This is a genomic window from Klebsiella michiganensis, assembly GCA_000963575.1.
In the GTDB taxonomy this organism is placed as follows: domain Bacteria; phylum Pseudomonadota; class Gammaproteobacteria; order Enterobacterales; family Enterobacteriaceae; genus Cedecea; species Cedecea michiganensis_A.
This window is the reverse complement of record CP011077.1, coordinates 649033-667758: the sequence shown is the minus strand read 5'-3', so window position 1 is coordinate 667758 and position 18726 is coordinate 649033. Positions and strand designations below refer to the sequence as shown.

The following is an 18726-nucleotide window of genomic DNA, read 5'->3' as shown; positions in this document are numbered from 1 at the left end:
GATTACCCTTTTTGCTTCGCGGGCTTGTCGGAGGAGACAAAGAATCCCTCCAGCACAATCAGCGCCGCGCCGATACAAATTGCGGTATCGGCCAGATTGAAGGTGGCAAAATGCCAGTCGCCGACATAGAAGTCGATCATGTCGACGACAAAGCCGTGCCACAGACGATCGAACAAATTGCCGAGGGCACCACCAATGATTAACGCATAGGCAATATTATTCAGCTTCTGGCTGGCCTTAGCGCGATACATCATCCACACCAGTGCCACGCAGATACCGATAGCGATACCCGCGAAGAACCAGCGCTGCCAGCCGCCTTTATCGGCCAGAAAACTAAACGCCGCGCCATAGTTACGGGCATAGTGCAAATTCAGTGAAGGGAACAGAGACACCGTATCCCCCAGCATGAAATGCTGGAGGATCAGATATTTACTGCCCAGATCCACAATCAGCACTACCACCACCAGCCACAGCCAGCGCAATCCGGTAGAGAAAATGGGTTTCATCAAGCAAACTTACGTTGTTCGCCGTCGCCGGCTACGTTGCTGACACAGCGGCCGCAAATTTCTGCGTGTTCCGCTACCTGACCGATATCAGTGGTGTAATGCCAGCAGCGCGGGCATTTCTCACCGTCGGCTTTACGCAGAGCTACTTTCAGCCCTTTGAGGATTTCGCTCTGCTGAGCGTCTTCACTCGCCTCCGCATAATCGGCAACGGCAGCGCCGGAGGTCAACAGGACAAATCGCAATTCATCGCTCAGGCTGTTCAGCTTCGCCGCCAGCTCAGCGTCAGCGTACAGGGTAACTGCCGCTTCCAAAGAACCACCGATACGCTTATCCGCACGGGCCTGCTCGATAACCTTGTTCACTTCGCCACGAACGGTCAGCAGCGTGTCCCAGAACTCACCGTTCATCGCTTCGCTTTCCGCCAGGCCAAACAGACCTTCGTACCATTCGCCGGTGAAGACATACTTCTCGCGAGAACCAGGCAGGTAGCCCCAGATCTCATCGGCGGTGAAGGACATGATCGGCGCCATCCAGCGAACCAGCGCTTCAGCGATGTGGTACAGCGCGGTCTGGCAGCTGCGACGCGCGACGCTGTCCGCTTTCGCGGTGTACTGGCGGTCTTTAATGATGTCGAGGTAGAACGAGCCCATTTCCACGGAGCAGAAGCGCATCAGACGCTGCACAACTTCGTGGAAGTCGTAGCTTTCGTAAGAGGCGATGATATCCGCCTGCGCTTCTTGCGCACAGCCAACGGCCCAGCGATCCAGCACCACCATCTCTTCCGGTTTCACCATATCGGTTTCCGGATTGAAGCCGTTCAGGTTGGCCAGCAGGAAGCGGGCGGTATTACGGATACGGCGGTAAGCGTCAGCGGAGCGTTTCAGGATCTCGTCGGAAACGGCCATTTCACCGGTATAGTCTGTTGATGCCACCCACAGACGCAGAATGTCCGCGCCGAGTTTGTTCATCACGTCCTGTGGACTAACGGTGTTACCGATAGATTTGGACATCTTGCGGCCCTGACCATCCACGGTAAAGCCGTGGGTCAGCACCTGACGGTAAGGCGCTTTGCCTTTCATCGCCGTGGAGATCATCAGAGAAGACATGAACCAGCCGCGATGCTGATCCGAGCCTTCCAGGTACATGTCCGCCGCGTGGCCGTGGAATTCAGGACGCACGTCGACAACGGAAGAGTGAGTCGATCCTGAATCGAACCAAACGTCCAGGGTATCCGGCACTTTAACGTAGTTGTCTGCGTCGTCACCCATGATGTCGCGCGGGTCGAGATCCCACCACGCCTGGATACCATCCTGCTCAACGCGCTTAGCGACTTCTTCCATCAGCTCAAGCGAGCGTGGGTGCAGTTCTTCGGTCTCTTTGTGCACGAACAGAGACATCGGCACGCCCCAGGTACGCTGACGCGAGATACACCAGTCAGGGCGGTTCGCCACCATGGATTCGATACGCGCCTGGCCCCAGTCAGGGATCCACTGCACGCCTTTGATCTCTTTCAGAGACTGCGCGCGAAGGCCTTTCTGATCCATGCTGATAAACCACTGCGGCGTTGCACGGAAGATGATCGGCGTTTTGTGGCGCCAGCAGTGCGGGTAGCTGTGCAGCAGTTTTTCAACGTGCAGCAGGGCACCTTTATCACGCAGGATGTTAACGATCAGATCGTTCGCTTTGAACACCTGAACACCATCCAGACCTTCATAGGTCCCCGGCAGATAGCTGCCGTCCGGGCCAACCGGGTTAGCGATTTCAAGGCCGTATTTCTGGCTGATGGTGTAGTCATCCGGGCCGTGGCCACCGGCGGTGTGTACCGCCCCGGTACCCGCATCCAGGGTAACGTGATCGCCCAGAATAGCCGGAACGTCAAAGCCCATGAACGGGTGCTTAAAGCGCAGCAGCTCAAGCTCAGCGCCTTTCACGGTACCGAGAACCTGATAATCAGTTACCCCGGCGCGCTTCAGCACGCTTTCCATCAGATCTTTTGCCACGATCAGCGCCTGGCCTTCAATCTGCACCAGCACATAATCGAACTCAGCGCCCAAAGAGATAGCCCGGTTAGCAGGCAGGGTCCATGGTGTTGTGGTCCAGATAAGCAGAGATACCGGGCCATTAACGGCGGCGGCACCAAACTTAGCTTTTACCGCATCAGCATCAACGGCATTGAACGTCACGTCGATGGACGGGGACGTTTTGTCGTAATACTCAACTTCGGCCTCCGCCAGCGCAGAACGGCAGTCAACGCACCAGTGAACCGGCTTAGCACCTTTGTGCAGGTGGCCATTGCCAATAATTTTGCCCAGCGCACGAATGATGTTGGCTTCAGTATTGAAGTCCATTGTCAGGTACGGACGAGACCAGTCGCCCAGCACGCCCAGACGGATGAAGTCTTCGCGCTGGCCATCAACCTGCTCGGCGGCATATTTACGGCACGCGGCACGGAACTCGGCGGCGGACACTTTCTCGCCCGGTTTGCCGATCAGTTGCTCAACTTTCAGCTCGATAGGCAGGCCGTGACAGTCCCAGCCCGGAACGTACGGCGAGTCGAAGCCGGAGAGCCCTTTGGACTTGATAATAATATCTTTCAGAATCTTGTTAACTGAGTGACCAATGTGAATGCTACCGTTCGCATAAGGAGGGCCGTCATGCAAAATAAAGGTTTTTTTGCCTTTTTTCGCATTACGGATGATGCCGTACAGATCGTCATCATTCCAACGCGCCAGCATACCCGGTTCGCGCTTGGCTAAGTCGCCGCGCATCGGGAACCCTGTTTCAGGCAAATTTAGGGTAGATTTAAAGTCACTCATTAGATTCTCGGTTCCGTATTTCGGTTAGCCTTTCAGGCATTTGACTCAAAAAATTCTCGGGCTGACACCACATCTCTGGCGATTTGCGCCTTCAGCTCATCGAGTGAAGCAAATCGCTGCTCATTACGTATCTTTTTACGCAGCACTACTTCTATATGGCGACCATAAAGGTCCATTACAACGTCCAATAAATGGACTTCAAGCTGCTGGCGTATTCCCGCCACCGTAGGGCGAGTACCGATGTTTGCCACGCCGGCAATTGGCTTTTCACCAAGGCCTGTGACTTCCACCGCATAAACCCCTTTTACCGGGGAAACATGGCGACGCAGCGGCAAGTTTGCCGTCGGGAAGCCAATGGTACGCCCCAGCTCATCTCCGTGTACGACACGCCCGGAGATCATGAACGGATGCCCCAACAGGTTTTCGGCCTGCAGCAGGTCATCATCAGCCAGTGCCTGGCGCACGGCGGTACTGCTGATACGCACCCCATCGTCGCAAAACGTTTGGGTGCTGGTGATATCAAAACCGTATTCGCGGCCAGCCTTCTGTAATAACAAGAAATCCCCCTGGCGACCAGCGCCAAAGCGGAAATCATCCCCCACCGCGAGGAACTTCACCCCGAGACGGTCAACCAGAAGGTCACTCACAAAGTTTTGTGCGCTCAAGGCGGCGAAGCGGCGGTCAAAGCGCACGCACAGGACGTAGTCCACACCGCACTCAGCCAAATAACGTAGCTTCTCTCGCAGGCGAGTCAGCCGGGCCGGGGCTTTTTCCGGTGCAAACAATTCGAGCGGCTGAGGCTCGAAAATCATGACCATTACCGGAAGGTTGCGCGCACGCCCTTCTTCGCACAGGCCCTTTAACAGCGCCTGATGGCCACGATGTACGCCGTCGAAATTACCAATGGTGAGTACACACCCGTGGTGCTCCCGGCGCAGATTATGTATACCGCGTATCAGCTTCATGGCTGGCTCAAAACAGTGGAAATTGGCGGATTATACCAACTACCGCGATTAAGGTTAACCGACGATTACGGCCTTTAACGTAAAGCTTGAATGAATTCATTGTACTGGAAAGGGCTTTGCACAAACTTCGCATTTGTCTTGACGAATTTTGATGCGAAAGACTGTATTCCGAAGCCTGATGCTGGTAGAATCCGCGCCATCACACGTAAGAGGTGTCGGAAATTTAACGACGCTTATTTGCACAAATCCATTGACAAAAGAAGGCTAACGGGGCATATTCCTCGGCCTTTGAATTGTCCACATAGATCATATTTGGGAGTTGGACCTTGGCTAATATCAAATCAGCTAAGAAACGTGCCGTACAGTCTGAAAAGGCTCGTAAGCACAACGCAAGCCGTCGCTCTATGATGCGTACTTTCATCAAGAAAGTATACGCAGCGATTGAAACTGGCGATAAAGCTGCTGCACAGAAAGCATTTAACGAAATGCAACCAATCGTGGACCGTCAGGCTGCTAAAGGTCTGATCCACAAAAACAAAGCTGCGCGTCATAAAGCAAACCTGACTGCGCAAATCAACAAACTGGCTTAATCGCCTTTTTGCTGTAAGCTTTGATAAAAAAACCGGCTAACGCCGGTTTTTTTATGCCTGTCATTCAGTCCACCTTGAAGAGCGCCGAGTAATCTTTGCTGCAGATACGCTGCACCGCAGGATGCTGAATCATACGTTCGGCAAAAATGGCATGGTACTCCTCCAGAACACTATCCATTCTGCCTATCTCGACGATGTCGTCATCACTGTAGATATCCCGCACATACAGCGTTGGTGCCACAAAGATAGCGTTGTGCGCAGCACCAAACGCTTTCATCAGCGCGGCATCATCAAATTCACCAAGAATTTCAATCTTAAGCCCCTGAATGTTAATCCAGTTAAGCAGCTTTCGCCCCAGCATTGAGCGACGTCCGGGAATAAGCAGGCGGCGAGTTTCAAGGCAGGCCGGGAAAGGCAGCTCTGGCTTTGGCCCTTTGCACCAGAAACTGATGCCGCATTCGCCGAGCTTGACCGAGAACAGTCCCTCCTGCTGAGTAGAATCAATCGGGCAGTCAGAAATGATCATATCCAGCTTATGCTGGCTAAGCTGCTCCAGCAGCATTTCATGGGTCGATTCAAAACAACGCAGGTGGATTTGCTCATCCTCAACGACGGCCGCATCTAGCACGCCGCTGACCAGGCGCTTGGATAACGCATCCGCCACGCCGACATCAAACAGGATGTTAGCTTCTTTGCGGTAGTTAACGATATCCAGCATTTCCTGGCTCAGGGTAAACATTCTGTCGGCATAGCGAAACACCAGTTGCCCCAGTTCCGAAGGTACCAGTCCCCTTCCCTGACGGCGGAAAAGTTTCCCTTGCAGACGCTCTTCAAGCGCTTTTATTTGCCCGGTTATTGTTTGTGGGGTCAGAAACAGTGCCTCTGCGGCCCCCACAACTGACCCTTCTTTGCAAACGTGCCAGAAATAATAAAGATGATTGTAATTGATATGGGACATGCCCTTCACTCCCTGAGATTTAATCCATTATCGGGTCATCTGATGATGACCCGGCAGCCAGTAACATCATGAAGTCGCCTTAGGCAAACGTGCTTTTAGCATCATGAAACCGACGACGGCAGAGAGCAACGAGCCCAGTAAGATCCCCAGTTTCGCCCAGGTAATAAGCTCCGCGTCAACGTCGCCAAATGCCAGAGAAGCGATGAAGATAGACATCGTAAACCCAATACCGCACAGCACGCCTACCGCCATGATATCCCTGAAGCTCGTTCCCTCCGGCAAAGAGGCCAATTTAAATTTGAGCGCCAGCCAGCAAAACAGGCTAATACCTAACGGCTTGCCGATGAACAGCCCGGCAATAATACCCAGCGGCAGAAGCGACGTAAGGCCCTGTACCGTCACCCCACTGAGGGAAACACCGGCATTGGCAAAGGCAAACAGCGGCAGGATCAAGAAAGCCACCCACGGATGCAGCACATGCTCCAGATCCTGAGCCGGGGAACGCCCTTTCTGTTCTTTCAGCGGGATAAAGAAACCAATAATCACGCCCGCAAGCGTGGCATGCACGCCCGACTTCAGTACTGCCGTCCATAATATTACGCCTACCAGGATATAAACCCCGGTACGGCGCACATTAAACAGGTTCAACAATGCCAGCACAGCAATAGCCGCAGCCGCAACGCCCAGCGACATCATTGAGAGATCGTGAGTATAAAACAGCGCGATAATGACAATTGCGCCCAGGTCATCAATGATTGCCAACGCCATCAGGAAGACTTTCAACGCCAGCGGAACACGATTGCCTAAAAGCGCAAGGATCCCCAACGCAAACGCAATGTCAGTTGCCGCCGGGATCGCCCAGCCCTCTCGCGTTACAGGATCAGCATAGTTGAAAACCAGATAAAGCAGCGCCGGCACAACCATCCCACCCAGGGCAGCAATGACCGGGAATGAAGCCTGACGGCGGTCGGCCAATGAGCCGATAACCATTTCCCGCTTCACCTCAAGGCCAATCATCAGAAAGAAAATTGCCATCAGGGCGTCATTCACCCACAGCAGCAGGTTTTTACTGATATCCAGCGGCCCGATTCTCACTTCAACAGGCGTGGCAAGAAACGCCTCGTAGCCAGCGCTGGTCGATCCCATATTTGCCAGTAGCATTGCCAGTGCCGCGGCAACAATCAAAAAAATACCGCCCGCGGCATCATTCTGAAAAAAACGTTGCAGATTTTTAGTCATTCTCTCACCCAACTCTCTTAGTAGCTTATTCATCCTGAATACTAATAGGGTAGCCAGCATAGCGATAATGACACATCGTTAAAAACAGCTTATATGGCAAAAAAGGATCGATAAAACCGATCCATATCAGGAGACATAAAAAAACCTGAACCTAATGAAGCAGTTCAGGTTTTTTAAAGCATAACAACAGGAAGAAATTAACGAGTTAAATCATCAAAGAATTTCTTCACGCCGTCGAAGAAGCTCTTCGAGCGCGGACTGTTGTTCGCCCCCGTAGGGCCACCGAAGCTCTCTTCTAAATCACGCAGCAGTTTTTTCTGCTTTTCGTTCAGGCTGACCGGCGTCTCAACAACAACACGGCAGAGCAGATCGCCCTGCGCACCGCCGCGTACGGATTTCACGCCTTTACCGCGCATTCTGAACAGCTTACCGGTTTGAGTTTCGCCCGGAACCTTCAGGTTAACCCGACCGTCCAGAGTTGGGACTTCAATTTCCCCACCCAACGCAGCCATTGCAAAATTGATCGGCACTTCGCAGTACAGGTTATTGCCTTCACGTTCGAAGATTGGGTGTTGTTTCACCTGAACCTGAACGTACAGATCGCCTGATGGTGCACCGTGTTCACCCGCCTCACCTTCGCCAGACAGACGAATACGGTCGCCGGTGTCCACGCCCGCCGGGATTTTCACCGACAGCGTTTTGGTTTTCTCTACGCGGCCGTGACCATGACAGCTATTGCACGGATCTTTAATGATGGTGCCGCGGCCCTGACAGTGCGGGCAGCTTTGCTGCACGGTAAAGAAGCCCTGGCGCATTTGCACCTGGCCCTGTCCGTGACAGGTTGGACAGGTCTGCGGAGAAGAACCTTTTTTCGCGCCGCTACCGTGGCAAACTTCACACTCTTCAAGTGTAGGGATGCGGATCTCTTTGGTGACGCCACGAACCGCTTCCTCAAGCGTTAAGTCCATGTTGTAGCGCAGATCTGCACCACGGGACGCACGTTGACGGCGTCCGCCACCGAAAATGTCGCCAAATACGTCGCCAAAGATATCGCTGAAGTCCGCACCGCCGCCGCCAAAGCCGCCACCGCCGCCCATACCACCCTGCTCAAACGCTGCATGGCCGTACTGATCGTAGGCCGCACGTTTTTGATCGTCGGTAAGGATTTCGTAGGCTTCTTTGATCTCTTTGAACTTCGCCTCGGCCTCTTTATCGCCCTGGTTACGGTCCGGATGGAACTTCATCGCCAGGCGCTTGTAAGCTTTTTTGATTTCACGCTCTTCCGCTGACTTCGGAACGCCTAAAACCTCGTAATAGTCTCTCTTCGCCATCTCTTTTTTCTGCCCTTAACATACGAGCACGGGCGTGGAGTAAACTCCGCGCCCGTGCCGGTTAATTACCCTGCATCAGGGCGATTATTTTTTATCTTTAACTTCTTCGAACTCGGCATCAACAACATCGTCGTCTTTGCCAGCGTTAGCGTGGCCTGCATCTGCGGCATTGCCAGCCTGCTGCTCAGCGTGCTGCTGCTGAGCCAGTTCCATCAGCTTCTGGGAAACTTCTGCCAGAGCCTGAATTTTGGCTTCGATGTCCGCTTTGTCTTCGCCTTTCAGGGACGCTTCCAGCGCGGTCAGCGCAGACTCGATAGCAGTTTTGTCTTCAGCTGGCAGTTTGTCGCCTGCTTCTTCAACTTGCTTACGGGTGCTGTGCAGCAGATGGTCGCCCTGGTTACGGGTCTGAACCAGCTCTTCGAACTTACGGTCAGCTTCGGCGTTAGCTTCGGCATCGCGAACCATTTTCTGGATTTCGTCTTCGTTCAGGCCAGAAGATGCTTTGATGGTGATCTTCTGCTCTTTACCGCTGTTTTTGTCTTTCGCGGAAACGTGCAGGATACCGTCAGCATCGATGTCGAAGGTGACTTCGATCTGTGGCATACCACGCGGAGCCGGGCTAATCCCATCCAGGTTGAACTGACCCAGTGATTTGTTATCGGATGCACGTTTACGCTCACCCTGAATCACATGGATAGTTACCGCAGACTGGTTGTCTTCAGCGGTAGAGAACACCTGGCTGTGCTTGGTTGGGATGGTGGTGTTTTTGCTGATAAGCGCAGTCATCACGCCACCCATAGTTTCGATACCCAGAGACAGCGGGGTAACGTCCAGCAGCAGTACGTCTTTAACGTCACCGGTCAGCACGCCGCCCTGAACAGCTGCACCGATAGCAACAGCTTCGTCCGGGTTAACGTCTTTACGCGGCTCTTTACCGAAGAACTCAGCAACTTTTTTCTGCACCATTGGCATACGAGTCTGACCACCGACCAGGATAACGTCCTGGATGTCAGAAACGGACAGACCAGCATCCTGCAGGGCAACTTTCAGCGGCTCGATAGAACGGTTGACCAGGTCTTCGACCAGGGATTCCAGTTTCGCACGGGTCACTTTGATGTTCATGTGTTTTGGACCGGTCGCGTCTGCAGTGATGTACGGCAGGTTCACGTCGGTCTGCTGCGCAGAAGAAAGCTCGATTTTTGCTTTTTCTGCCGCTTCTTTCAGGCGCTGCATGGCCAGCGGATCGTTACGCAGGTCAATGCCCTGATCTTTCTTAAACTCGTCAACGAGGTAGTTGATCATGCGGCTGTCGAAGTCTTCACCACCCAGATGGGTATCACCGTTGGTTGCCAGAACTTCGAAGGTTTTTTCACCGTCAACTTCGTCGATTTCGATGATAGAGATATCGAAAGTACCACCACCGAGGTCGTAAACCGCGATAGTACGGTTGCCAACTTCTTTATCCAGACCGTAAGCCAGAGCAGCAGCGGTTGGTTCGTTGATGATACGTTTCACTTCCAGACCTGCGATACGGCCGGCGTCTTTAGTTGCCTGACGCTGAGCATCGTTAAAGTATGCAGGTACGGTGATAACGGCTTCGGTTACCGGCTCACCCAGGTAATCTTCAGCAGTTTTCTTCATTTTCTTCAGCACTTCAGCAGAGATCTGCGGCGGTGCCATTTTCTGACCTTTTACGTCAATCCATGCGTCGCCGTTGTCAGCGCCGATGATTTTGTAAGGCATGATGGCTTCATCACGCTGCACTTCTTCGTCCTGGAAGCGACGGCCAATCAGGCGTTTGATCGCAAACAGAGTGTTTTGCGGGTTAGTCACTGCCTGACGTTTAGCCGGCTGACCTACCAGGATTTCGCCGTCCTGCGTGTAAGCAATGATAGAAGGCGTGGTGCGGTCGCCCTCGGCGTTCTCCAGCACACGAGCAGTTGTACCATCCATAATCGCGACACAAGAGTTGGTTGTCCCCAGGTCGATACCAATAATTTTACCCATCTAAACGTCTCCACTAAAAATTCGTCATCATGTGGTTGTGAACCTGTTATGCGGGCAAAAGCGTCTGTTTCAACTGCCCGAAGCGTTTTTTTTCAGGTCCGCCAACTGCGGTTGCATACAAGATGGGGTCGCAACGCTTGCCATCAAGGGGCAGGTGAAAAAAAATTTTCCGCTTTCCACCCGCTCAGATCATAGACGCCGACGTGCTGCCTGATTATTATGCCGCGCCCACAACCGGACTCCCGGCTGCGGGGCGTTAATTAACACTACATTTCAAATGAATTTTTCAGAGGAACTATGGGCAACACTAAGTTGGCTAATCCAGCTCCCCTGGGCTTAATGGGCTTCGGCATGACCACCATTTTGCTCAACCTGCATAACGCAGGTATTTTTGGTTTTGACGTTACTATCCTCGCGATGGGGATTTTCTACGGCGGTATCGCGCAAATCTTCGCGGGCCTGCTGGAGTTTAAAAAAGGGAACACTTTCGGTTTAACCGCCTTCACCTCTTACGGCTCTTTCTGGCTGACGCTGGTGGCAATTCTGCTGATGCCTAAAATGGGCCTTAGCGATGCGGCCAACGGCCACTTCCTTGGCGCGTACCTGGGCCTGTGGGGCGTATTCACCCTGTTCATGTTCTTCGGCACCCTGAAAGCACCTCGTATGCTGCAGTTCGTGTTTGCCAGCCTGACCGTGCTGTTCGCCTTGCTGGCGATTGGCCACCTGGCGGATAACGAAGGCATCGTGAAAGTCGCTGGCTGGATAGGCCTGGTGTGTGGCGCCAGCGCCATCTACCTGGCGATGGGTGAAGTGCTGAACGAGCAGTTTGGCCGCACCGTGCTGCCTATCGGCGAAAAGCACTAATTCTCCTTTAGTGGAAAGTAAAACGCGGAGCAGTGCTCCGCGTTTTTTTATTCAGGATGGCGTGAATGCCCTTTCCTCTATCTTGTCCTGATGATGAATATCCTTTCTTAGCCAAATTCCCATCACCAATCCCACAATGGCAAGCGCCAGCACGTACCAGGCCGGGGCCATGGGGGAAACGCCCATCAGCATGGTGACCGCAATCGGCGTCAGGCCACCAAAAATGGCATAGGACAGATTGTAAGAAAACGAAATCCCGGTAAATCGCACTTGTGCCGGAAACGCCCGCACCATAACAAATGGCACCGCGCCAACTACGCCCACGCTCAGCCCGACCAGGCCATAGAGTAAGAAGAGATGCTCAGGATGAGTCCCGCTCAGGTGATAAAACATCCAGCTACAGATGGCGAGCAGAACGCTGCCAACGGTAAAGGTTTTCCCTGAGCCAAAGCGGTCGGCCGCAAGCCCGGCTAACAGGCAACCCACGCACAGCATAATAGTGGCAATACTGTTTGCCTGCAGCGTTAACGCTGGGGCAATTCCATGCTGTTTTTGCAGCCAGATAGGCGACATCAAAATCACCACCACGATGCAGGCGGAGAGCAGCCAGGTCAGCAGCATAGAAACGACCACCGCTTTTTTATGCTCAACCACCACCGACTTAAGCGGTAGCTCCTCGGCCAGCGCTTTACGCTGCTGCATTTCGAGGAAGATGGGCGTTTCGCGCAGCCAGCGGCGCAGGTACATCGCCACCAGGCCAAAAATCCCGCCGAGGAAGAAAGGAATGCGCCAGCCGCCGTCATGAATCGCCTGCTGGGTCATGGAAGTATTAATAATGGTTGCCACCACGGAGCCCAACAGAATGCCGACCGTCAGCCCCATCGTCAAAATGCCGCAGGCAATACCAATTCGCTTCTCCGGCACATGCTCGGAGACAAACACCCAGGCCCCCGGAACTTCACCGCCGATTGCCGCACCTTGCAGAATACGCATCAGCAGCAGCAACAGCGGAGCCGCAATGCCTAACGAGGCATACGTAGGCAGCAAACCAATGGCCAAAGTCGGCACCGCCATCAGCAGAATGCTGAGGGTAAACATTTTTTTGCGGCCCACCAAATCGCCAAAATGCGCCATCACAACCCCGCCCAGCGGACGCACAAGATAACCCGCAGCGAAAATAGCGAATGTCTGCACCTGACGCAGCCACTCCGGGATATCGGCCGGGAAGAAAAGCTCCCCCAGCACCGCCGCAAAGAAGACGAAGATAATGAAGTCGTAGAATTCAAGGGCACCGCCGAGGGCGGCAAGCGTCAGGGTTTTGTAATCCTGGCGGTTAAGAGGTCTGGCGTGCTGTTTTGACATAGGTGACCGCTTGTAAAGAGGAGTGTTAATTATTATTTCCGTTTAGCTGTAAAGCCAAAATTACTATAACGATTAACCGTTAACACTCCATACCAATTCGATCTTATGTCACAAAAGCCAATTATTTAGGGTTTTGTCTCGCGACGAGCGCTTTTAGGACGGAAAGCTGCTACCACATGGGCATCTGTTTCAACATAGGGCCCGTCCAGCAACTGTATACAATATGGTACACTCGCAAAGATACCCGGCACCACAACCTTACCATTTTCATCTTTCACGCCTTCCAGCGTTTCCTGAATTGATTTTGGCTGCCCCGGCAGATTGAGGATCAAGGCCTGTTTGCGAATAACCCCCACCTGACGCGAGAGGATCGCCGTCGGAACGAAATGCAGGCTGATCTGACGCATCTGCTCGCCAAAACCCGGCATTAAACGATCGGCAACTGCCAGTGTGGCATCCGGCGTCACATCACGGCGCGCCGGCCCGGTTCCGCCGGTGGTTAGCACCAAATGGCAGCCCATTTCATCCACCAGCTCGCAAAGCGTTTGTTCAATGATGGATTGTTCATCAGGGATCAGACGGGTTTCTATTTTAAAGGGCGTCGTCAGCGTGTGCTCAAGCCACTCCTGTAGCGCAGGGATGCCTTTATCCTGGTAAACGCCGCTAGAAGCGCGGTCTGAAATGGACACGAGTCCAATGCGTAAGGTATTCATATCAATCCCGGAAATCAGCAAGTCTGGGTAGAATGATACACGGGGAAAGGCGTTGCAGACAGGGAAAGCGGTGAAAAGCGTGGCCGACAGGAAGCCGGCCACGAGAATGATTACAGCAGGTCGCCGATCATTTTTTCCAGTTTTTCCTGGTCGATAGCAAACTTACGGATACCGTCCGCCAGTTTATCTACGGCCATTGGATCCTGGTTATGCTGCCACAGGAACTGGGACTCGGTGATGCGCTCAGGACGCGCCTTCACTTCACCGGTGTAGCTCAGCTTACGCTCGATTGTGCCTTCGCTTTCTGCCAGCTCTTTCAGCAGCGCAGGAGCGATGGTCAGGCGGTCACAGCCGGCCAGTTCGATAATTTCGCCGACGTTACGGAAGCTTGCACCCATCACCACGGTTTCATAGCCGTGCTGCTTGTAGTACTGGTAGATTTCGGTCACGGACACCACGCCTGGATCTTCCTGCGGGGCGTACTCTTTCTTGTCGGTGTTAGCTTTGTACCAGTCAAGAATACGGCCAACGAACGGAGAAATCAGGAACACGCCGGCTTCAGCACAGGCACGAGCCTGAGCGAAGGAGAACAGCAGGGTCAGGTTACAGTTGATGCCTTCTTTTTCCAGCTGCTCTGCAGCGCGGATGCCCTGCCAGGTAGAAGCCAGTTTAATCAGGATGCGATCGTTGCTGATGCCCGCGTCGTTGTACAGCTTGATCAGGTGCTTGGCTTTAGCAATGCTGGCTTCGGTGTCATAGGACAGACGAGCATCTACTTCGGTAGAAATACGGCCAGGGATCAGCTTCAGAATTTCCAGGCCGATGTTCACAGCCAGCTTATCGGAAGCGTCAACCACCTGCTGAGCGCGATCGTTGCTCTGGCCACGAGCCCAGGTAATCGCTTCGTCAATCAGTTTACGATACTCAGGGATCTGCGCAGCGTTAAGGATCAGAGAAGGGTTGGTAGTAGCATCTTGCGGCTGGTACAGCTTCATTGCCGCGATATCTCCGGTGTCAGCAACCACGGTGGTCAGTTGACGCAAAGAAGTCAATTTATCCGTCATAATGAGTGTTTCTCTTCAGGTGTAGCTTGTTAGGGAGATGTAACCGGTCTGGCTTGATGATATCACGCCGCCCATCAGGTGCAACCGCGACAAGTGCTGTCCGTCCAGTGGGCGAGAATATGCTAAACTCGACCGCCAATTTATCTGTAACGTAATGGATTGTATGGCCCGGGTCCGTCAACCTCGCCGCCATCACGCATTAACAAGAGGGACGTTAATGACAGATTTTTTATTCTTTATCAATGAGGTGCTTTGGGGCTCGGTGCTGCTCTGGCTGCTGATTGGCGCGGGTATCTGGTTCACCTTCCGCAGCGGCTTTGTCCAGTTCCGTTACTTTACCCGGCTGCGCCTTTTCCTGCGCAACAGCGGCTCACCGGATCCTTCCGGAATATCCTCATTCCAGGCACTTTGCACCAGCCTGGCCGCCCGCGTCGGCAGCGGCAACCTTGCGGGCATCGCGCTTGCTATCTCCGCAGGTGGCCCCGGTTCGGTGTTCTGGATGTGGGTTGCCGCAGTGCTCAGCATGGCCACCGCCTTTGCAGAATGCTCCCTCGCCCAACTGTATAAAACCCGGGACAAAGAAGGAAACTACCGCGGCGGCCCGGCCTGGTATATGGAGCGTGGGCTTGGCATGCGCTGGATGGGCGTGCTGTTTTCCGTCTTTTTGATCGTTGCTTTCGGCATGGTGTTTAACGCCGTGCAGGCTAACTCCATCGCTATTGCCACTCACTATGCGTTTGACGTGCCGAAAATCTGGGTGGGTCTTTTCCTGGTGGTGGTTACCGCGCTGGTTATCTGGCGAGGGATGCGGACTATCGCCCGCCTCACCCAATGGCTGGTGCCGATGATGGCCTTACTTTGGGTATGCATGAGCCTGTATGTTGTGGGACTGCATATTGAACGCTTCCCGGACGTCATCAGGCTGATTTTCAGCCATGCATTTGGCTGGCACGAAGCCGCTTCGGGCGCGCTGGGCTATACCGTCAGCCAGGCCATCACCAATGGCTTTCAGCGCGGGATGTTCTCAAATGAAGCGGGCATGGGCTCCACGCCGAATGCCGCCGCCGCCGCCGCCGCATGGCCCCCACACCCGGCCACTCAGGGGGTGGTGCAAATGTTTGGTGTGTTAATTGATACGGTAGTCATCTGCACCGCGACCGCCGCCATTGTGCTGATGTCCGGCATGATGGATGGTATTGAAACATCACGCAGCGGCATTATTCTGGTTCAGCAGGCGTTCAGTGCAGCCGTGGGCGGCTGGGGCAGCGGTTTTATCGTGGTAATCGTTTTCTTGTTCGCCTTTACGTCTATCATGGCGAATTACACCTACGCCGAGAACAATTTGCTGTTCCTGAACCAGGACAGCCGCGCTCTGAAATTTTTACTGCGCTTCATGGTACTCACTATGGTGATGTTCGGTACGCAGGCCGCGCTGCCGCTAGTCTGGCAGTTGGCAGACGTGGCGATGGCTATTATGGCGATAACCAATATCACGGCGATTCTGTTACTTTCCCCGGTGGTGAAAGCGATAGCGGCGGATTATCTGCGCCAGCAAAAGCTGGGGATCTCACCCATTTTCAACCCCAACCGTTTCCCGGAGATTAAGAGCCAGCTTGCACCCGGCGTTTGGGACAGAGACATGGAAAAAAAACCTTAGCTAATTGCAGCCATAGGCCGCGACAGGCGGGAAATTTGCTAAAGTAACGGCCAAACTATGCAAGGAGTGGACATGCTAATTCTTATCTCACCTGCCAAGACGCTGGATTACCAAAGCGAGCTCCCGACGGACCGCTATACACAGCCGGAACTGCTGGAATACTCACAGCAGTTAATTAGCGTTGCCCGCAAGCTTAGCGCACCGCAAATTGCTTCCCTGATGAGCATCAGCGATAAGCTGGCCTCTCTTAACGAAACCCGTTTCCATGAGTGGCACCCGGCGTTCACGCCGCAAAACGCGCGTCCGGCTATTCTCGCCTTTAAAGGTGACGTCTATACCGGCCTGCAGGCCGAAGAGTTTAGCGAAGCGGACTTTGATTTCGCCCAGCAGCACCTGCGCATGCTTTCCGGGCTGTACGGCGTGCTGCGTCCGCTGGATTTAATGCAGCCGTACCGGCTGGAAATGGGCATTCGCCTGGAAAACCCGAAAGGCAAAGATCTGTACCACTTCTGGGGCGATACGATTACCGAGAAGCTGAATCAGGTGCTGGCAACCCAGGGCGACAATATCGTAGTCAACCTGGCGTCTGATGAATACTTCAAAGCGGTTAAGCCGAAGAAGCTGAATGCGGACATCATCAAGCCGGTCTTCCTCGATGAAAAGAACGGCAAGTTTAAAGTCATCAGCTTCTACGCGAAAAAAGCGCGTGGGCTGATGAGCCGCTACATCATTGAAAATCGACTGACTAAGCCTGAACAACTCAAAACGTTTAACACCGACGGCTATTTCTTTGATGCGGAAGCTTCTCAGAAAAACGAACTGGTGTTTAAGCGCCACGAGCAGTAAAAAAAACGCCAGCGCTAAGCTGGCGTTTTACTGAGAACTCGCGCCGGTTATCTATCCCAGCGATTATCATGATGATACCGTGGCGGGCCATCGAACCGGGCATGGCGCTGCCAGCGGTGTTCGCGCCACTCATAGTGCCTTGCCCACCAGTCGTGATCTCGCCAGTAATGGCCGTCCCAGTAGCGCCCGTGGTTATCCTGATCGCCAAAATGCAGCGTCACGGCAGGCACCAGCGTGATCTCTCCCGCCTGTACCACCAGCGGCGTCACCACCAGCAGGGACAACGCCAGAAAAATGGATTTCAACATAACTTGCTCCTTACTTCTCAAGCCGGCCCATTGGGCCCGTTAAGATGAGCTTATGTCGGAAATCACACCTGCGTTATTCTCCGCAATCCTAATCTCTAAGCATCCGCATTTTATGGGAACTTCTCCTTTTTCCCTGCGAAATTCCTGCTTATTTTCTCCCTGATTCACAGGGAAAACGCCCCAGTTTGACAATCAAAATGGGGCTTCAGAATTAAGCTTTAACCATCATAAACTTACGCAATTCGGCGAAATCAGCCGGGAGATTGTGGGACAGCAGCGGCAAATCGGCACGAGACGCCAGCTCCTGCGGCAACGGCAGCGCTTCACCCAGAATGTCTTCCACACTTTCTTTAAACTTCGCCGGATGTGCGGTGCCCAGGAACAACCCGAACTCACCTGGCTGCAGCTGGTCGCGCAGAGCGCGGTAAGCAATGGCCGCGTGCGGTTCGGAAACGTAGCCAATCGCCTTCAGCTCACGCATCGTCTCTTTGGTGGTTTCGTCGGTCACGGCGGCATAGCCAAGATCGGTCAGACGCCAGATCTTACGGCGGAAGAGTTCTTCCACGCGCGGCCAGTTGTTCGGCTGGCTAACATCCATTGCGTTGGAAAGAGTAGCCACGGTCGCTTTAGGTGCCCACTGGCCTTCTGCGAGGAAGCGTGGAACGGTGTCATTGGCATTCGTGGCCGCGATAAAGCGTTTAATCGGCAGGCCGAGGGATTTTGCCAGCAGGCCGGCCGTCAGGTCACCAAAGTTACCGCTCGGTACGGAAACCACCAGCTGATTACGGGCTTCCTGCGGCAGCTGGGCTACCGCTTCGAAGTAGTAGCAGATCTGCGCCAGCAGGCGACTAATGTTGATGGAGTTCGCCGAGTTTAACCCCAGCGCCACCTTCAGTTCTTCATCATCAAATGCCTGTTTCACCAACGCCTGGCAGGCATCAAAATCACCGTCAATCGCCACGGTTTCGATATTCCCACCGAGGGTACAGAACAGTTTTTCCTGCAGCGGGCTGATTTTCCCACGCGGATAAAGAATAACGACGCGCACATTCTCAAGGCCGTAGAACGCGTGAGCCACCGCCGCACCGGTATCGCCTGAGGTTGCGGTCAGTATGGTCACGGGCTTGTCGCCGCTGATGTGAGTCAGCATCTGCGCCATAAAGCGCCCGCCAAAGTCTTTAAACGCCAGCGTCGGGCCGTGGAACAGTTCCAGACAGCCTACGTCCGGCTCAACCATGTTCACCGGCGCAGGAAACGCGAAGGCAGCTCGCACGCGCTCTTCCAGAATCTCCGCCGGGATCTCATCGCCGATAAACGCGGACAAAATTTTGCTGCTGCGGGTGACAAAGTCCATCTCCAGCATGGCGTCGATTTCAGTCAGTTCAAACTCAGGCAGGTCATGCGGGAAGAACAGGCCCTGTTGCTTACCCAACCCTTGGGTAACCGCCTGTGCAAAGGAGACCTGCTCGTTGTGATCTTTAAGGTTGTACAGTTTCATGT

At 53.7% G+C, this 18726-nt stretch carries 16 protein-coding genes; 4 read left to right on the top strand and 12 right to left on the bottom strand.

Translation table 11 applies throughout. From position 1 onward, the window contains the following. Positions 1-2: 2 nt before the first annotated feature. From lspA to VW41_03190, 3 genes are read right to left on the bottom strand one after another with little or no spacing between them, the layout of a single operon-like run. Entirely contained in the window at positions 3-509 is a 507-nt protein-coding gene (gene lspA / locus VW41_03200) for a lipoprotein signal peptidase (GenBank protein AJZ88122.1), read from the bottom strand. Then, positions 506-3322, bottom strand: coding sequence for an isoleucine--tRNA ligase (ileS, locus tag VW41_03195; protein ID AJZ88121.1), 2817 nt, complete (start codon positions 3320-3322; stop codon positions 506-508). The genes lspA and ileS overlap by 4 nt, the downstream gene beginning before the upstream one ends. A gap of 32 nt (positions 3323-3354) precedes the next feature. Continuing rightward, on the bottom strand, positions 3355-4287 hold the full coding sequence (locus VW41_03190) for an FMN adenylyltransferase (protein ID AJZ88120.1): 933 nt from the start codon (positions 4285-4287) through the stop codon (positions 3355-3357). A 326-nt stretch (positions 4288-4613) separates the two neighbouring features. On the opposite strand from VW41_03190, the gene rpsT reads away from it, so the two are divergent. After that, positions 4614-4877 (top strand): 30S ribosomal protein S20, encoded by a 264-nt coding sequence (gene rpsT / locus VW41_03185; GenBank protein ID AJZ88119.1) that lies wholly within the window; start codon positions 4614-4616, stop codon positions 4875-4877. A 64-nt stretch (positions 4878-4941) separates the two neighbouring features. Here the strand turns inward: rpsT and nhaR are convergent, their stop codons facing one another. The 4 genes from nhaR to dnaK form a co-directional block, all read right to left on the bottom strand. Further along, entirely contained in the window at positions 4942-5835 is an 894-nt protein-coding gene (gene nhaR, locus VW41_03180; protein AJZ88118.1) for a transcriptional regulator, read from the bottom strand. A 66-nt stretch (positions 5836-5901) separates the two neighbouring features. Continuing rightward, positions 5902-7074: a pH-dependent sodium/proton antiporter gene (nhaA, locus tag VW41_03175; protein AJZ88117.1), complete on the bottom strand. Its 1173-nt coding sequence runs from the start codon at positions 7072-7074 to the stop codon at positions 5902-5904. 197 nt (positions 7075-7271) lie between these two features. Beyond that, positions 7272-8405 carry a molecular chaperone DnaJ gene (locus tag VW41_03170; protein ID AJZ88116.1) on the bottom strand — a complete coding sequence of 378 codons (1134 nt, stop codon included), beginning with the start codon at positions 8403-8405 and terminating at the stop codon, positions 7272-7274. Between the two features lie 84 nt (positions 8406-8489). Continuing rightward, positions 8490-10412 (bottom strand): molecular chaperone DnaK, encoded by a 1923-nt coding sequence (dnaK, locus tag VW41_03165; protein ID AJZ88115.1) that lies wholly within the window; start codon positions 10410-10412, stop codon positions 8490-8492. A 297-nt stretch (positions 10413-10709) separates the two neighbouring features. On the opposite strand from dnaK, the gene VW41_03160 reads away from it, so the two are divergent. After that, a complete protein-coding gene (locus VW41_03160) occupies positions 10710-11276 on the top strand; it encodes a hypothetical protein (protein AJZ88114.1) in 567 nt (188 codons plus the stop codon). Positions 11277-11327: 51 nt separating this feature from the next. Here the strand turns inward: VW41_03160 and VW41_03155 are convergent, their stop codons facing one another. The 3 genes from VW41_03155 to VW41_03145 form a co-directional block, all read right to left on the bottom strand. Then, positions 11328-12638, bottom strand: a complete 1311-nt coding sequence (locus VW41_03155) for an MFS transporter (GenBank protein AJZ88113.1) — start codon at positions 12636-12638, stop codon at positions 11328-11330. Between the two features lie 125 nt (positions 12639-12763). Beyond that, entirely contained in the window at positions 12764-13351 is a 588-nt protein-coding gene (mogA, locus tag VW41_03150) for a molybdenum cofactor biosynthesis protein MogA (GenBank protein ID AJZ91836.1), read from the bottom strand. Positions 13352-13461: 110 nt separating this feature from the next. Then, positions 13462-14415: a transaldolase gene (locus tag VW41_03145; GenBank protein ID AJZ88112.1), complete on the bottom strand. Its 954-nt coding sequence runs from the start codon at positions 14413-14415 to the stop codon at positions 13462-13464. 217 nt (positions 14416-14632) lie between these two features. Between VW41_03145 and VW41_03140 the strand changes: the two genes are divergently transcribed. Both VW41_03140 and VW41_03135 read left to right on the top strand, forming a co-directional pair. Then, entirely contained in the window at positions 14633-16072 is a 1440-nt protein-coding gene (locus tag VW41_03140; protein ID AJZ88111.1) for a sodium:alanine symporter, read from the top strand. Positions 16073-16144: 72 nt separating this feature from the next. Continuing rightward, positions 16145-16918, top strand: coding sequence for a hypothetical protein (locus tag VW41_03135; GenBank protein ID AJZ88110.1), 774 nt, complete (start codon positions 16145-16147; stop codon positions 16916-16918). Between the two features lie 47 nt (positions 16919-16965). Here VW41_03135 and VW41_03130 read toward each other — a convergent pair whose 3' ends face one another. Continuing rightward, on the bottom strand, positions 16966-17226 hold the full coding sequence (locus VW41_03130) for a hypothetical protein (GenBank protein ID AJZ88109.1): 261 nt from the start codon (positions 17224-17226) through the stop codon (positions 16966-16968). A 211-nt stretch (positions 17227-17437) separates the two neighbouring features. After that, on the bottom strand, positions 17438-18724 hold the full coding sequence (locus VW41_03125) for a threonine synthase (GenBank protein AJZ88108.1): 1287 nt from the start codon (positions 18722-18724) through the stop codon (positions 17438-17440). Between the last annotated feature and the right edge of the window lie 2 nt (positions 18725-18726).

Excerpts from the sequence above, each read along its gene's own strand:
- ileS (AJZ88121.1), bottom strand. The coding sequence starts at position 3,322 with ATGAGTGACTTTAAATCTACCCTAAATTTGCCTGAAACAGGGTTCCCG.
- VW41_03190 (AJZ88120.1), bottom strand. The coding sequence starts at position 4,287 with ATGAAGCTGATACGCGGTATACATAATCTGCGCCGGGAGCACCACGGG.
- nhaR (AJZ88118.1), bottom strand. The coding sequence starts at position 5,835 with ATGTCCCATATCAATTACAATCATCTTTATTATTTCTGGCACGTTTGC.
- nhaA (AJZ88117.1), bottom strand. The coding sequence starts at position 7,074 with ATGACTAAAAATCTGCAACGTTTTTTTCAGAATGATGCCGCGGGCGGT.
- VW41_03170 (AJZ88116.1), bottom strand. The coding sequence starts at position 8,405 with ATGGCGAAGAGAGACTATTACGAGGTTTTAGGCGTTCCGAAGTCAGCG.
- dnaK (AJZ88115.1), bottom strand. The coding sequence starts at position 10,412 with ATGGGTAAAATTATTGGTATCGACCTGGGGACAACCAACTCTTGTGTC.
- VW41_03160 (AJZ88114.1), top strand. The coding sequence starts at position 10,710 with ATGGGCAACACTAAGTTGGCTAATCCAGCTCCCCTGGGCTTAATGGGC.
- VW41_03155 (AJZ88113.1), bottom strand. The coding sequence starts at position 12,638 with ATGTCAAAACAGCACGCCAGACCTCTTAACCGCCAGGATTACAAAACC.
- mogA (AJZ91836.1), bottom strand. The coding sequence starts at position 13,351 with ATGAATACCTTACGCATTGGACTCGTGTCCATTTCAGACCGCGCTTCT.
- VW41_03145 (AJZ88112.1), bottom strand. The coding sequence starts at position 14,415 with ATGACGGATAAATTGACTTCTTTGCGTCAACTGACCACCGTGGTTGCT.
- VW41_03140 (AJZ88111.1), top strand. The coding sequence starts at position 14,633 with ATGACAGATTTTTTATTCTTTATCAATGAGGTGCTTTGGGGCTCGGTG.
- VW41_03135 (AJZ88110.1), top strand. The coding sequence starts at position 16,145 with ATGCTAATTCTTATCTCACCTGCCAAGACGCTGGATTACCAAAGCGAG.
- VW41_03130 (AJZ88109.1), bottom strand. The coding sequence starts at position 17,226 with ATGTTGAAATCCATTTTTCTGGCGTTGTCCCTGCTGGTGGTGACGCCG.
- VW41_03125 (AJZ88108.1), bottom strand. The coding sequence starts at position 18,724 with ATGAAACTGTACAACCTTAAAGATCACAACGAGCAGGTCTCCTTTGCA.